This is a genomic window from Roseibium sp. JB4-4, from assembly GCF_055693425.1.
On sequence record NZ_CM146333.1, the window covers coordinates 4,775,315 to 4,790,547 of the forward strand.

General features: G+C 53.6%; 11 protein-coding genes and 1 pseudogene. 3 read left to right on the top strand and 9 right to left on the bottom strand.

The genetic code is table 11. The features are described 5' to 3' along the window. Positions 1-52: 52 nt before the first annotated feature. The 7 genes and pseudogenes from ACZ1HV_RS22445 to ACZ1HV_RS22475 form a co-directional block, all read right to left on the bottom strand. A complete protein-coding gene (locus tag ACZ1HV_RS22445) occupies positions 53-973 on the bottom strand; it encodes a LysR family transcriptional regulator (RefSeq protein WP_298812743.1) in 921 nt (306 codons plus the stop codon). Between the two features lie 104 nt (positions 974-1,077). After that, on the bottom strand, positions 1,078-2,031 hold the full coding sequence (locus ACZ1HV_RS22450) for a formylglycine-generating enzyme family protein (RefSeq protein ID WP_472716366.1): 954 nt from the start codon (positions 2,029-2,031) through the stop codon (positions 1,078-1,080). A 3-nt stretch (positions 2,032-2,034) separates the two neighbouring features. After that, positions 2,035-3,006, bottom strand: a complete 972-nt coding sequence (locus tag ACZ1HV_RS22455; protein WP_472716367.1) for a sulfatase family protein — start codon at positions 3,004-3,006, stop codon at positions 2,035-2,037. A 284-nt stretch (positions 3,007-3,290) separates the two neighbouring features. Continuing rightward, positions 3,291-3,578, bottom strand: a pseudogene (locus ACZ1HV_RS22460) (sulfatase-like hydrolase/transferase); the annotation flags it as partial. Further along, a complete protein-coding gene (locus tag ACZ1HV_RS22465; protein WP_298812737.1) occupies positions 3,575-4,441 on the bottom strand; it encodes a carbohydrate ABC transporter permease in 867 nt (288 codons plus the stop codon). The pseudogene ACZ1HV_RS22460 and the gene ACZ1HV_RS22465, both read right to left, overlap by 4 nt. Continuing rightward, positions 4,438-5,316, bottom strand: a complete 879-nt coding sequence (locus ACZ1HV_RS22470; RefSeq protein ID WP_472716368.1) for a carbohydrate ABC transporter permease — start codon at positions 5,314-5,316, stop codon at positions 4,438-4,440. Before ACZ1HV_RS22470 ends, ACZ1HV_RS22465 begins: the two co-directional genes overlap by 4 nt. Positions 5,317-5,433: 117 nt before the next feature. Continuing rightward, positions 5,434-6,939 carry an ABC transporter substrate-binding protein gene (locus tag ACZ1HV_RS22475; protein WP_472716369.1) on the bottom strand — a complete coding sequence of 502 codons (1,506 nt, stop codon included), beginning with the start codon at positions 6,937-6,939 and terminating at the stop codon, positions 5,434-5,436. A gap of 105 nt (positions 6,940-7,044) precedes the next feature. On the opposite strand from ACZ1HV_RS22475, the gene ACZ1HV_RS22480 reads away from it, so the two are divergent. After that, a complete protein-coding gene (locus ACZ1HV_RS22480; protein ID WP_298812729.1) occupies positions 7,045-7,971 on the top strand; it encodes a LysR family transcriptional regulator in 927 nt (308 codons plus the stop codon). Positions 7,972-8,271: 300 nt separating this feature from the next. Here the strand turns inward: ACZ1HV_RS22480 and ACZ1HV_RS22485 are convergent, their stop codons facing one another. Continuing rightward, positions 8,272-10,524 (bottom strand): HAMP domain-containing methyl-accepting chemotaxis protein, encoded by a 2,253-nt coding sequence (locus ACZ1HV_RS22485; RefSeq protein ID WP_472716370.1) that lies wholly within the window; start codon positions 10,522-10,524, stop codon positions 8,272-8,274. Positions 10,525-10,884: 360 nt separating this feature from the next. On the opposite strand from ACZ1HV_RS22485, the gene ACZ1HV_RS22490 reads away from it, so the two are divergent. Together ACZ1HV_RS22490 and ACZ1HV_RS22495 are read left to right on the top strand one after the other, a co-directional pair. Further along, positions 10,885-11,607, top strand: coding sequence for a helix-turn-helix transcriptional regulator (locus ACZ1HV_RS22490; protein ID WP_472716371.1), 723 nt, complete (start codon positions 10,885-10,887; stop codon positions 11,605-11,607). Positions 11,608-12,124: 517 nt separating this feature from the next. After that, positions 12,125-12,355, top strand: a complete 231-nt coding sequence (locus ACZ1HV_RS22495; RefSeq protein ID WP_298962864.1) for an EF-hand domain-containing protein — start codon at positions 12,125-12,127, stop codon at positions 12,353-12,355. Between the two features lie 441 nt (positions 12,356-12,796). Here the strand turns inward: ACZ1HV_RS22495 and ACZ1HV_RS22500 are convergent, their stop codons facing one another. After that, a complete protein-coding gene (locus ACZ1HV_RS22500; protein ID WP_472716372.1) occupies positions 12,797-15,229 on the bottom strand; it encodes a GcvT family protein in 2,433 nt (810 codons plus the stop codon). Between the last annotated feature and the right edge of the window lie 4 nt (positions 15,230-15,233).

Sequence of the window (15,233 nt, forward strand, 5' to 3'; positions counted from 1 at the left end):
ATTGAGCAATTCCATAGCCATTGGCTATGGTCGGGCCTTTGGATTTCTGCCACTAGTTGAATGGATCCTTCTGGCAGGCGTTCTTCAGTCGCTCTGCCAGGAGCGCGGCGACCGGGGAAAGCAGGCGGGGTGTTCGGTAGATAATCCCGGCTTCCCGGCTGGTGATCAGTTGCGGCACGTCCATTTCAACAAGTCCTTTGCCTTCTGGCGATTTTAGCTGCGTTCTGGTTGTGTAGAGGAGCAGATCGGCAAGATGCACAACGGTCATCAGAAAGGTTTGTGACGATGAGACCACTTCCGGCCGCGGTGGTGCCAGACCAAGTGTTGTCGCGCCGCCATCCAGTTTTCGTCTCGCCAGATTATTTGCCGGTGGGAGCGCCCAGTCATGTGACAGGGCTTCGGCTGCCGAGACATTTTTACGGCCTGCCAGAGGATGTTCCGGACGGCCGACGACAACAAGATTGTCGGAGGTCAGTTTGTCGACTTCGTAGTCGTCAACACCGGCAAGAGGAAGTTCAGCAACAATAAAGTCCAGCTCGCCGGCTTCCAACCTTTCCGTCAGGCTGTCATCGAAACCGCCGACAATCTCTACTTTGATGTCCCGGCTTTCGTGCATCATCTCCGCAACGATTTCCGGTAGAAACCGTCTTACCCAGGAAGGACCTGCCCCCACCCGAACCTCGCCCAGCCCTCCCGTGCGGAGTTGGTCGACTTCGTCCAGCGCCTTGCCGACTTGTGCCAAAACAATGGTTGCATGTTGCTGGAGCCGTTCGCCTATGGGGGTCAGTCTGATCCCGTGCACGCTGCGTTCCATCAAGGTTGTGCCTGTCTGCCTTTCCAGAAGTTTCAGAGCTTTCGACAACGTCGGCTGAGCAATGTTCAACTCTTCGGCTGCCTTCGTGATGTTGCCGGTCGCCGCGACAGCGTGAAAATATGTCAGCAGTCGCAGGTCTATCCTGTGCTTGGCGTACATTCTTTTTCCGAACCAAAGATTGATTGTCAGGCAGTTGGAGCATTTTGCCCCCTGGCCGAGTATGCAGCTGGCATCTGGTGTGTCCACGCTTCCGAGTGTTGCACTCATAGATCGAGAACTATTCGAAACCCCTGATGGGACAAGGACGTGTCTGGTGATGCACCGCTGCGCGCCGCAATGCGGTAGCGCCAGCAATAAGTTCGATGACAAAGAAACGAACCTCCCTTCAGCAACTTGAATCCCCTCATGGAGGTCAGCTTCTGCTGAACGGCCTTTTTCAAGGAAGGAATTTTGTAAGGCTCTGCTGCCCATTCCCAGACATTGCCAACCATATTGTAGAGACCGAAGCCGTTGGGTTCGAACGACTTCGCTGGCGCGGTGGTCACGTGTCCGTCCAAGGCAAGGTTTTCTTCCGGAAACCGGCCCTGCCAGATGTTGCAGGGTTGAAATGCTTCATCGTCGGGTTCCCGGGTTCCCCAAGGATAAGGAATGTCTCCCAACCCACCTCGTGCGGCATGTTCCCATTCAGCCTCGGTGGGCAGACGTCCACCCGCCCAGTTGGCAAACGCCGTGGCGTCGTTCCACGAGATATGCACGACAGGGTGATCAGGTTGCCAGTCTGCTTTGGATCCCGGTCCAGCCACGTGTCGCCAGTCCGCTCCTTGTACCTTTCGCCACCATTCCGTCCCGGCAACCGCTTGTAATTCAGATTTGCTGTCGGGAAGCTGCGCCCAGAATACGAATGACCAACCGTATCGTTCGGCGTCCGTCAGATAGCCGGTGCTTTCGACAAAGGCTTCAAATTCTGCATTCGTAATTGTGGTTGCCGTCATTCGGAATTGACGCAAGGTGGGAGCCTTCCGTCTTTCCTCTCCATCATTCGCAATCAGCGGGAAACGCGTCCCGAGCACCGCAATCCCGCCGGGAATGACCACTGTGTCGAGACCCGGCTTTCCGTCGCTTGCTGTCAGGGCTTTTCGTTCGGCACAATCAGGATGAACATTTTGACCCCTGTCCGGGGTACAGCAAGCCTTGTGTGGTTCCTGGTGCGATTTCACTCTTCAGGCCTGTGCGACGCGAGGAGACTTCAATGGCTCAGAACTTTGGACACCCTGCAGCATCCGAAGGAGCATTTGAGTTTTCAATGACTGACTGTCTGGGTCGTGCCAGAGGTTGTTGATTTCTGTCGGGTCTTCCTCCAGATCGAACAACTCTCCATGCTCTTCGGTTCTGTAGACGGAAATTTTGAAACGATCCTCGACGTAGGTGGTTACATGAGGCATGACAGGATTGTGCCTATTTTCGCAGATCGCAAAACCGCGAGCGTCCGGGCCTGTTCCTAGCCAGGTTTGCAATTGCGAAACACCCTGCAATTCCGGCGCTGGACCAAGACCCGTAACTTCAAGAAAGGTGGGTGTCAGATCGAGCAAGCTTTGAATGGCTTTGCTCACATGTCCTTCAGGCACTCGTCCGGGCCAACTGACAATAAAGGGAATTCGCAGCATGTCCTCGTAGTGAAAAGGTCCTTTGGCGACCAGGCCGTGCTGACCCAAGAAGTGCCCGTGATCGGTCGTGAACACGACAAGCGTGTCCTCGGTCATACCCTCGGCATCAAGATAATCAAGGATACGTCCAACCTCCCGATCCAGGAAACTCATCATACCGTAATAGGCTGCCATATCCTTCTTGAGCTCGTCCTTTGGATAAAGGTGGCTGTCACAACCGTGAGCTTCGTGAGGGTCATGCCAGCCTGCGAAATCTGGCTCAAGCTCTTGAGTTTTCGAAAAATGCGGTGCGTTGAGATCATGCTCCCCCGGGACAACTTCACCCGGTTCCATTTCCTCCGGATCGTACATGGAGGCCCAGGGTTCGGGAACCGTGTAGGGCGGGTGAGGGTCTGGAAAGCTGGTCCATAGGAAAAAGGGTTTTTCTCTCTTTTTGCCTTCTCGAGGAAGGCGATGGAGCGTTCGCCGATCCAGGGTGTGTAGTGCAACTCCTGAGGCAATTGCCAATGCCGGTCCGTGCGGGCCCAATAGGGTGCATCTGGAGAGCGAGCAGGGGCCTTTGGGGCATCATCACCGGGGAGCGGCTGAAAGTAGTCCGGCCAATCAGTCAATCCCCTGTCTTCAAGCCATGCGGCATAGTGCTGACCTACGTGGCTTTCATCCGCGTGGTTGCGCACCAACTCTACATGCTCGAAGCCGTAAAACGGCCCGTTGAAGTCTCGCCAGAAGGGGATGTCCCGTAACAATGGCTGTTTTTCCAGGCTGTCGCCGGCAAGCGGTTGAAAATGCGCTTTCCCGATCAATCCCGTGGCGTAGCCGTTCTGAGACAACAAGCTGCCGATCGTTGGAATGTTCTCATCCAGTTTGCACCCAATCGTCCAGGCTCCGTGTTGAGAGGGATACAGGCCCGTAATTATGCTTGCTCTTGATGGTGTGCAGGTGGGCGCGGGGCAATATGCCTTGTCGAACCGCGTGCCGCTGCGGCACAACCGATCGATGTTTGGTGTGTCGATCTTTGGATTGACGGCACCGAGAGCGCTAAAATGCTGCTGGTCGGTGGTGATAAGCAAGATGTTGGTACGTTTTGTCAATTTCGTCATCCTTTGACGGCGCCAGCAAGGCCGTTGATGAAGTAACGCTGAAGAAGAACGAAGAGAATGACGACAGGTACGATCGAGATCGTTGCTGCCGCCGACATGCCAGTCCAATCGATCGATTGTTCACCCTTGAACGCATAGATTCCGACGGAAAGCGTCCGGATGGCCGGGTTCGCAAGTGTGATGACGAGCGGCAATAGAAAATCATTCCAGGCGTGTAACACCTGCATGATGACTACGGTGACGACCATTGGCCGCGCCAGAGGCAACATGACGTACCAGAAGATCTTGAAAAAGGTAACGCCTTCGACACGGGCAGCCTCTTCCAGTTCCTTGGGTAACTGACTGAAATATCCCGCAAAAAGCACCACGAAAACGACCATCGCATGCCCAGATGTTGCGAGCGTCAGTCCAAACAGGTTGGAGGAAAGGCCCATCATGCTCAGCAGCTCGAAAACGGGAATAATCGTGAAACCCTGCGGGATGAAGACAGTCGCAACGAATGCGACAAAGAACGTGGTGCGTCCGGGAAACCGATAGCGCCCCAGCACATAACCAAGCATTGCCGTACTAACAGTGACCAGAAAAACAGACCCTGCCGTCACAATCAGCGTGTTAAAGAAGTAACGCCCCATATTTGCTTCGACCCAGGCGCGGCGATAGTTGTCCCACATGAAGTCCTGCGGGATCAGACCCGGGTTGGCGAACATCTCCATATTGGACTTCAGGGATGTCGAAACCATCCAGAGGAAGGGGTAAATCCAGACAAGACACAACAGGGCCAAGATCGCCGAAGTCAATGTGATCCGCAGGGATGGAGCATGGTCGCCAAAAACGATCCGTTTGGGAGAGAGGCGCGCAATCATGCTTTTGTTCCCGCGGTTGCCATTCGCGTGCGTCGCGCTGCAAGTGCCTGAAGGGCGGTCAGACCCAATAGAACTGCACCAAACAGCACGCCGGCTGCGGCGGCATAGCCCAACTGCGGAATGCTGCCGTCATCGGCTGCAAAGGCAGTGCGATAGATGAAAATTTCCATGACTTCGGAACCGAAAAACGGGCCGCCATTCGTCATCGACATGATCAAGGGAAACACGTTCAGCGCGGCGACCGAGGAAATCAGCAATATTGCAAGTGCAAATGGTTTGATGATTGGAAGAACAACATAAAATGCGAGCCGGTGGCCTTTGCAATTGTCCAGGCGAGCTGCGTCGTAAACTTCATCCGGTACCGTCTGCAAAGCGGCAAGCCAGTAAATCAGCGTTATTCCCAGCCACTTCCATACATATACGCCAATGACAGATGGCATGACGGTTTGAGTGGAGCCAAGGAAGTCGATTGGCTGTGAGACCAGTCCCAGGTTCAAGAGGAGACCGTTCACAGGGCCATTGAAAGGGCTCAAAAGAAAGGTCCAGACTATGCCGATCACCGCGACCGGGGTCACAACCGGCAGGAAGATCATGGTGCGGAAGAACGTCGACAGCTTCAAAAGCTGCATGTTCAACACCATTGCCAGAACGAGCGAGATTGCCATCTGCAACGGAACGGTTCCAACAAGGAACACGATTGAGCGTCCAAAGGCATTCCAGAAAATTGGGTCCAGAAATAGGTCCAGAAAATTGCCGAACCCCACAAAGATCTTTTGTGCGGTGAACCCGGACCAGTCATGCATTGCATAGAACATGGCCGCAAAGATTGGGTAGAAGACAAACATGCCCGCCAGTACAAGGCCAGGCAGCATCATAAGGTAATGGAACCGGTGTACCCGGAGAGTTCCAAGGACGCGCATAGAAAGATTTGACCTTACAAAATTGGGTGAGGGGCCACTCGCGAATATGTGGCCCCTGAATGGACACCTACGTCAGTAGTCTGCCGCTCCGAAATCGACGTCCGGGTTCCAATTTGCAAAGACCAATTCAGATCGGTCCACATTTGCGCCGTCTGCCTTTGCTTTCGCAAACGCGGCATCCAGAGCGCTATTGTAGCGATCCTTAAGTTCGGACATCTGCTCCTTGACACCGGAAAGCTGACCGGCGACCAGGCCCTGCACGGTGCGTGCAAAATTTACATCCGGAGCGACATAGGCCGCAACCACCTTGGACATTTCTCCATTGCGAACCAGCGGATTTGGACCAACACGGATCTGGTCGTTGAAAAGGTTCAGGATCTGTTTCGAACGCGGCGACATATCGGCCTTGGCCACGGCTTCAGGCATGATTGGAGGGTCGCCCGCACCAACCACATTTGCCCACTCGATCTGTCCTTCGAGCGTGCCGAGATAGTGGAAGATCTCTCCGGCGATCGCGCCATTTTCGGAACCTGACCACAAGCTTATCGTGTTTGGTTTTGCGCCACCCTGACTGATCGTCAACTTGCCCTGATTGCCTGAATCCGGCACGGGAGCCGAGGAGAGACCAAAGTCGAAATCGGGATTCTGGCTCTCCCAGGAAGGTATATTCCACGGCCCCTGAAGGATCATTCCTGCAGCTCCCTGTGGCATGTACGCTCTGGCCTGCGGAGCATTCAGGTTGATGAAGCCAGGGAACATGCTCCGGTCAGACTGCATGGCAAGAAGCAACTCGATCGCGGCAATGTACTCATCGCTATCAAAGACATACTCTCCTGTCCGCAGATCGATGTCAGCGTCCAGGATGCCGTCCCCACCCGCGCTCGCACCGCCGATCCGGCCAATATTCCGCACAACGTCAGCCCAACGATTGAGCTGTGACCCTCCAATGATGAAACCGAAGTAGCGGCCCTGACCTGCTTCCGTGATCTTGCGTGCGGCTTCGCGGAACTCGCTGTGTGTCAGCGGCTTTGCTTCTGGGTCAAAGCCTGCTGCGTCCATATAGGCTTTGTTGTAGAGCAAGTGAGATGCATAGCGCTTGTTCGAGGTGAATGGCAGGCCATAGGTCTTGCCATCGAACTCGTTGATGCCAGGTAGAAACGCCCCGGATGGGAACCCTTTCTTCCATTCTTCGATGTTGGGTATGAACTCGTCATAGGGCTGAACCCAACCCTGACTAACCGCATCCGCAAGGCTGAAGTTACGCGGCAGAACAAACACATCATGCGCTGTGTTATTGCGAACGCCGAGGGGAACGACTTTGGCAATTTCATTCCAGGGAAGCGGATCATAAATAATGTCTATTCCCCGGGCTTCTCCATATTTCTCGAAGAACTTCTTAAAGAAGACTGCCTTTTGGTCGCCGCTGTCGATCCAGCGGAATTTTGCACCCTCGGGAACGTTGTTCAATGGAGCGGGCACGGTTTGCGCAATCGAAGCCCCGGACCCAAATGCTGTCGTTGCAATAGCAGCACCTGCGCGGGTCAAAAACGAACGACGCGAAAGTTCAAATGTACTCATTTTTTCCTCCCAGTAGGTGCGGCGCACCCAATTGAAAAATGCTAAAGCGTTTCAATTGATAACGCATTTGAATTTTTCTAAATTTTTGATTAGAGAATCTGATCAATGATCTATGAACCAGAACTCCTCCGCCGGCTGGTCGCTATTGTTGAGACAAACAACATGCGCGCAGCTGCGGAGATGGTGGGTGTTACACAGCCCGCCCTTACGCGGAGCCTCAAGCTTCTTGAAGCAGCGGTTGGCGGCGTGTTGTTCGAGCGCCGTGACAGGGGGCTGCATCTGACAGCGCTGGGGAAGCTTGTGCATGCTCAAGCTCGGCATCTGCTGCGAGAACATCAACTTGCAGAATCTGAACTCAATGCGCTTCAGAACGGCGAACAAGGTCAACTGCGCATTGCGGCCGCGCCTGTCTGGATGACGACAATATTGCCTCCCGCAATTGCGCAGATGCATCGTCGTTTTCCCAAATTGTTGATCAAACTCAAATCCACCAACTACACCGAAGGCGTGGAGGGTTTGAAAGAGGGGGAATTTGATGCGTTTTTCGGCGGGTTTCAAAGGCGTGAATCTCTGCCCTCATATCTAGTTCGAAAAGCACTTTTCAACGCCAAACTTGTCATCGTAGCGAACGCTGAACATCCAATTCATGACCGCAGCGCGGCGGCAAAGGATTTGCTTGCGCAAACCTGGCTCTCTTATCAAAGCGAAGTTGCTTACCTTGACACCATCAATGCAACTCTGGATGACACGGCGGAGATCAGTATTGGCGCAAATCTGCAGTGCGACTCCATGTTGACGGCATTGGAACTCCTTAGACAGGGCGACTATCTGGCGGTTTTGCCAAGCAGTTTTTTGAATTCTGACAGCGGAAAAGGTTTGAAAATTGTTTCAACCGATCTGCCCGCAATCCGATTTGCTTCAGGCCCGATATACCGGCGAAGCCTGGAAGCCAATCATGCCATGAGGATGATGCTTGACCTCACAAAAGCCCAGGTAGCCTCCTTTTCGAATTGGGAGGTGGAATTTTCCTGAATTTCGTTTTGAAGGAATGACCACCGTCGTTATGCGGGATCAATCACCTGGCAAATCTGGAGCCCATGATAATTCTGCTGTCAGCAGACAATGCACGAATTCCAGCTTCGGGGGCACCGTTCGGACTGGTCAGTATTTCACGAAGAGTTTGGGAGACTGATATCGAGTTATACAGTCGCCTTTAACTTTAATCGCTATGTTACCGCCAATTTGATGCAAGTTCCGGCGTCACTCCCTCACTGACCACCTCTGCGATTTTCCCGGAATTCGTCAGCGGCAAAAAAACCTTTTTGACAACCACTATGATGCCCTCAGCGTCGCCAGATACTTGTTCAACTCAACTTGCAAAACATCTGCTTGTGTCGACAACTCACCAACAACCTTGACAACATGTCCTGCAGCGTCGCTGGACTTCTGGGCGGCAGAATTGACATCGACGATGTTTTCCGAAACGTCCCTGGTCCCGGATGCTGTCTGTTGGATGTTCTGGGCAATATGCTGCGTCGCCGTATTCTGTTCTCCCACGGAAGCAGATACCGCGGTTGTCATATCGCTGATTTTGGACATCGCCTCGACAACAGTTTCGATTTCCCCAACAGTCTTCTGTGTCGAATCCTGCATGAAGCCAATCTGCTGCCTGATCTCTTCCGTGGCTTTGGCTGTCTGCGACGCAAGTTCCTTAACCTCCGCTGCGACAACCGCAAACCCCCGACCAGATTCTCCCGCACGCGCGGCCTCGATTGTTGCGTTGAGGGCTAGCAGATTGGTCTGCTCGGCAATGTCATTGATGAGGTCCACGACGTCGCCAATTTTCTGGGCCCCTTCAGCAAGGCTCTGAACCGTCACGTTTGTCGAAATGGCCTGTTGTTCACCGTTCGATACTACGACTTTGGCGTCTTCTACCTGCCTGGAAATTTCCTGGATAGATTGCGAAAGCTGTTCAGCCGCAGACGCAACCGTCTGGGCGGTTACAGTTGCTTCCTCGGAAGCACTTGCCACAGTCGTTGCTTTTGATCTGGTTTGAGCTGACGATTCCGACATCGACTTCGCAGTGACCGTCATTTCGTGTGTAGCGTTGGAAACGTGTTCAACGACACCCATGACACTCGATTCCAACTCGTCGGCCATGTTCAACGTAGCGGTTCTTTTCTCTTCCTCAATACGCTTTTCGTTTTCTACCTGTTTCTTTCTCAATGCTTCCGTTTCAATGGCGTTGTCCCGGAAAACCTCGACTGCCGCAGCCATTTCGCCAACCTCATCCTTCTTGCCTACTGCGGGTATTTCGACATCCAGCGTTCCGTTGGCCAACGACTGCATGGCATTGGTCATATTTACGATCGGGTAGACGACCGTTTTCCTGACAATCAACATGAGTACAGCGGAAACGGTGATCAGCAAGGCAACGGCTGCAGCGATAGCCATTTGCGCGTTGGCAACAGTTAGTGCGCTTGCTTCGTCAGCGCCATCACTGATCGCGTCTGCGGCCGAGGCAACTTTTTCCAGTGCCGATGCGACCGCGTCGGCATCTTCTTCCAAAATCTCCGTAGCAAGATCTGCCTCGTATTCCTTCTTCAGCATGTCTCGATGCGTATCGAATAGTTGCTCATCTTGAGCCGCTGTTGAGAACCATGTCTCAAATGCAATTTGGAGTTGCGCGGCATCGTCCTTTTCTTCCTCTGACTCGGCCAACGAGGCGAGGATCTCCAGATATGGCCAGGCATTTTCGGCAAGACCCTGAAATTCCTCAAACGGGATCTCAAGTGCTTCGGGGTCTTCTACTGCGAGGTATTCCCCCGCAGTGTCCTGCATCTCGATAATGATACGCTGCAATTTCAGAGCAGCCTCGACTACGGGATAGTCCCTTTCAAAAAGTTCCTTCAAGATACTGTTCACGTCAATTGCCGACGCGTTTGATGACGTTGCTATCCGGTCGCCTTCTGCCTGTGCCTTGGCCATTTCCTCTTCGTTTTCCAGAGCGAATTCGTCGAGCATTTTGATAAGTTGCGCACCGCTGTTGTCGAACTCGGTAAGCAACTCGACAGCAGCTTTTTCCTCGTTGAGTTCTTCTGTATGCGCCAGGATCATCTCATTCGTATGCTTGATGAATTCGCGATGCTCTTTCCTAGCTTCTTCAATATTTGCAAGCAGGCTGTTATCCACGACAAGAGCTTCCAGCTCTGTCATGTAAACATGGAAAAGATCGGACTTTTCTCTAAATTCGACGGCGAGTTGCTCGACATCCGAAATCTCTTCGTCGGCGATGATTTCTTCAGCGATCTTATTGGTTTCCCAGATATTGGCGATCATGTCGTCAGCTGTTTCAACCGAAGGTGCCGTGACATCCGTGATCTGGTTCAATGTGCGTTCGACCGATGAAAGAAAGGAGAGGCCTGTCGCACCGATCGCGACACCGAGCAGGACAATTAGTCCGAGCCCGACGACCAGACGTCCGGAAATGCCCTGGAACATGCGCATTCGCAGTTTCTGGCTGCTGCGTTGCCCGTCCGTCGTTCCCTCAGGTTTACTTACCTTTACGTTATCCGATACGTGCATCAAGCCACCCCTGCGCGCTAAAGCTGGATCTGGCTTGAGCATGACCTAGAGGTTGCGAAAAACAACTGAACGCACTTCACAGGTTAACCGTGGGTGAGAAAGCATAGGTCTTCTCTTAAGTCTTTGTTTACGAATGCGGACCGATCACGCCACTGATTTATCGCTTTCATTGACGTTTTTTTGTTGCGTAGACACTCCTCAATACCAACATAAGTGTAAGCATTTCTTCCGATGAGAAGGAGAAAGCAAAGGCCTCGACAAATCGATAGCAATGGTCTTTCGACTAGGTTCAGGCAACCAAATAAGAGCATCTGGTCAATTGAAAGAATAAGTCTGGATGCAGTTTTTATTGAGTGGGCAATGGGCAAAACTCTATTTGTTGGGGAGTGTTACAGGCAACTCTCGCAGGTGCGAACCAATTACGACGTCTTCAAATTTCTAAAGAAGCTTGGCGATGAGTTCCGTTTCGAGCGATTTGCCGTGTTGTTTTTGCCCGATCAAAATTCGACGGAGTTGTCTTCGCATTTGATCGTCAGCAATTGGCCGCCTGAGCTAATTCGCGCCTACGACGAAATGAAATTGTTGGTGAACAGTCCGATCGTCGCAGAATTGCGAAAATCCCTTGCCCCGCTCGAATGGGAACTTGAGACAGTAAACAAGGAGCGATCTCCGGAAGAAATTCGGAAGTCCGTCGATCTTTTCAAAGACTTTGACATGCTGGGCGGCGTCTATTTTCCCACATACGACGCCCTGGGTCGAAGGGGAGCTGTGTCGTTTGCGGGACAACGCGGCAAACTCGACTCGGACGAATTGGCCACGCTTCACCTGCTTTCGCTATTTACCTACAATCAAGTATCGGAGGTCGCCGACGCGGCCTCAGAGCCTAATGATCAGCTGACACCGCGCGAACGCGAATGCATTTTCTGGTCCTCTATCGGGAAGACCAACAATGAGATCGGCACTATCTTGTCGATTTCTGAAAATACCGTCTCCAGTTATATGATCTCGGCTGCGAAGAAACTCGGCGCGTTGAACCGCGCTCATGCGATTGCATTGGCAATCCGTGCGGGCATTGTGTCCTAAAGAGGGTTTTCGCGCCGATTGATCTTGGTGTTCCGAGTTTGACCAGCTGAATTGACATCAGGCCTGATTAGACGCGGCGGTTGGCCCCTTCACCGGTGCGGGAACCGCTACACGTCGATCATAACGCAGAATTTCTTCAAATTGTTTTAGAGGGCTATCCGCGAAACCCGCGAAAAGGCCAGAGGGCGTATTGGACTGCACAAGATGTACATCAATCCAAAACGCAAAACTTCAGAAACCAGTTCCTGTCGCCAGTCGAATTTGAGTGGAAACGGAAAGTGAAAGTTGAGGGCGCCTGAAAAACACGCGGCTCCTCATATGCATATCCAAAATATCTACAAACCGGGATCGCCAAGATCGTTAGAAATTCAAATTAACTGCCGCTCAATGATCATTGTTACGGCCATTTAATACCTCAGCAGCATCTAATTGAAGCCGCAAAGCCTGCGCACCTTATGCGGGTGTCCCATCGAGGCTTCACCTTATGGGACGTGAACTAGATAGATGGAGAATACCCATGAAAAAGTCTATGTCAGCTGTACTTGCATTTGGTGCCCTGTTCGTGTCTTCAGCCGCGTTTGCACAAGGTGTTGACTTTTCAACGCTGGATGCAAACCAGGATGGCTTTGTGACATACGAAGAGATTCAGGCTGCAGGTGCTACGCTCCCAGAAGAAACTTACAAAGCAGCCGATGGAAACCAGGACGGCATGTTGGATGAAGCTGAATTTTCAGCGATCCCACAGTAAACCATAAAATTGGTAAAGGGGACCGGGATACCGTGGTAAGGCCTCCCAACCCGGTGCCGGTTTCCCTTCGCCACTGGTTCGATCAGGTGCAAGCTGCCAGCCGGCTGTCCGAAGAATCTCCCTGCAGCAGCGATAGTGCTCTGGCACATGGGCCTGATTGTGAAACGCTGGTGCCTCTAGGCGTCAGCGTTTCTTATGGCCCGATCAGTTAGTTATCGATCGCCACTCTCCTGGAGTGGCTTCGTTGTAAAAGTGTTTGCACGTATCGTGTTGTTTTCTGCAAGTAATTGATTTTATTTTAAATTTAGGTGATTGTTGCGGCAGCGGTCCATTGGGTCGACTGCAAAGCACCGTATCAAACCACCACAAAAAACAAATACGCGGGCTCAGCATGCCTCCGCGAACCAAGCTCGCATGCATTTCTATCGTCAGTTGGCTGCCTCAGGTCTTGATCCGTTCCATTTTCGGATCGTAGAGAGGGGCAAGCGTGACTTCGGCCTTTACCCGTTCCGTTCCGACTTCAAGTTCATAATCGGCGGAAAGGACATGGTCCTTGGTGACACCGTCCTGATGACGGACGTAGCCAATTCCAATACTCTTGCCGAGCGTGTGGCCATAGCCGCCTGAACTCAACCAGCCGCAGCGTTCACCGTTGCGGTAAATCGTTTCCCGGCCGGACAGGATGACGTTGCCGTCGGTCGTGAAGGTTGCGAGCATTTTCTTAACGCCGTTGTCGCGCTGTTCCTGAACGGCGCTGCGCCCCTTGAAGTCGGCATTGGTCTTCATTTTGACGGCCCAGCCGAGGCCGGCCTCGTCCGGTGTATGATCCGGCCCGATATCGGAGCCCCAGGCACGATAGCCCTTTTCAAGCCGCAGTGTTTCGATCGCGCGGTAACCTGCGTTTCGCAGGCCGAATTCTTTCCCTGCTGCGTGTAGGGCGTCATAGACCGTTTGAGCATATTCCGTCGGCAGGTGCAGCTCCCAGCCGAGCTCGCCGACATAGGTAATGCGAAGCGCGAGAACCGGGCAGCCGGCAATACCGATCCGGTGCGCCTTACCGAAGGAAAAAGCGTCATTGCCGACATCGGCCCGGGTACAGGCGGAAATAATGTCGCGCGCTCTCGGTCCGAACAGCGACAGCACGGCATTCGACGACGTGACATCGATGAGCTGGGCATTCAGACCGTCGGGAATATTGCGCCTGATCCAATCGAAATCGTGAGTGGCAAAGCCGGTTCCGGTGACGATGTAATATTCATCTATGGCCGTGCGCACGCAGGTCAGGTCGCACTCTATGCCGCCACGGTCATTCAGCATTTGCGTATAGATGATAGACCCGACGGGTTTGTCGACGCGGTTGGCTGCGATCCAGCTCAGCGCGGCCTCGGCATCTGGTCCTTTCAGAATGAATTTTGCGAAAGATGTCTGATCGAACAGGACGGCCGCCTCACGGGCCGCCTTATGTTCCCGGCCAACCGGGTCATGCCAGTTGGGCCGTTCGAACGTGTAGATATCGCGTGCTTCTTCACCGGCTTCTGCAAACCAGTTCGGGCGTTCCCAACCGAGTTTTTCGCCGAATACGGCACCGGCCGTTTTCAGTCGATCGTAAAGCGGTGACCGGCGGCACGGCCGGCCGCTGTCGTGTTCTTCCGACGGCCAGGCCATCGTATAGTGCTTGCCATAGGCCTCCAGCGTGCGGGTTCGCACCCAGTCGGTGTCGGTGTGAGGCCGCCCGAAGCGCCGGATGTCGACCGGCCAGAGGTCGTAGGGTGGTTCACCTTTGGCGACCCATTCGGCCAGTGCCATTCCCGCGCCGCCTCCTGCCGCAATGCCGAAGGCGTTGAAACCGGCCCCGACGAAAACATTAGCCATTTCCGGCGCTTCACCCAGAATGAAGTTACCGTCCGGCGTGAAACTTTCCGGACCGTTGACCAATTGTTTGATGCCAACTTTTTCAAGAGCGGGCACACGCGGCAACGACAGTTCCATCAGTTGTTCAAAATGGTCGAAGTTGCTGTCCAGAAGCTGATAGTCGAACCGGTCCGGAACACCGTCGACGGCCCAGGGAATACCGTTAGGTTCGTATCCGCCCATAACAAGGCCACCAACCTCCTCCTTGTAGTAGGTCAGCCGGTCCGGGTCGCGCAAAGTCGGCAAGTCAGTCGGGACGTCGAAGGCTTCCGTGATCATGTACTGGTGTTCGACAGAAACGAGCGGCACAGTGACCCCTATCGTCGCGGCAAGCTCCCGGGTCCATTGTCCGCAGCACAGCACCAGTTTCTCGCAAGCGATATCGCCTTGGGAAGTGCGAACACCGGTAATGGTCCCGCGTTCAGTCAGAATTTCAAGAACCGGTGTGTTTTCCGCCAGCTTTGCGCCACCAGCCCGTGCTCCCTTGGCGAGTGCCTGGGTAATGTCGGAGGGGCTGGCCTGACCGTCTGTCGGCAGAAAGGCGGCCCCGACGACATCGCTGATATCCATCAGCGGCCACAAATCCTGTGCTTCCTTCGGGGACAGCAACTGCATGTCCAGGCCGAAACTGTGTGCGGTGGTAGCCTGGCGCTTGACCTCGGTCCAGCGCTCATCATTGCAGGCAAGGCGCAGGCCGCCATTCATCTTCCATCCGGTTGCTTGCCCGGTTTCCGCTTCCAGCCTGTCGTAAAGCGAGATCGAATATCCCAGGAGCTGGGTAATGTTTGCATTGGACCGCAGCTGACCGACAAGACCGGCAGCGTGCCATGTGGAACCGGACGTCAGGGCCGCCTTTTCAAGGAGCAGAACTTCCTGACCCATCTGCGCCAGATGATAAGCCGTCGAACAACCGACAATGCCGCCGCCGATAATGATGATTTTGGATGAAGAGGGAAGTGTCATGATG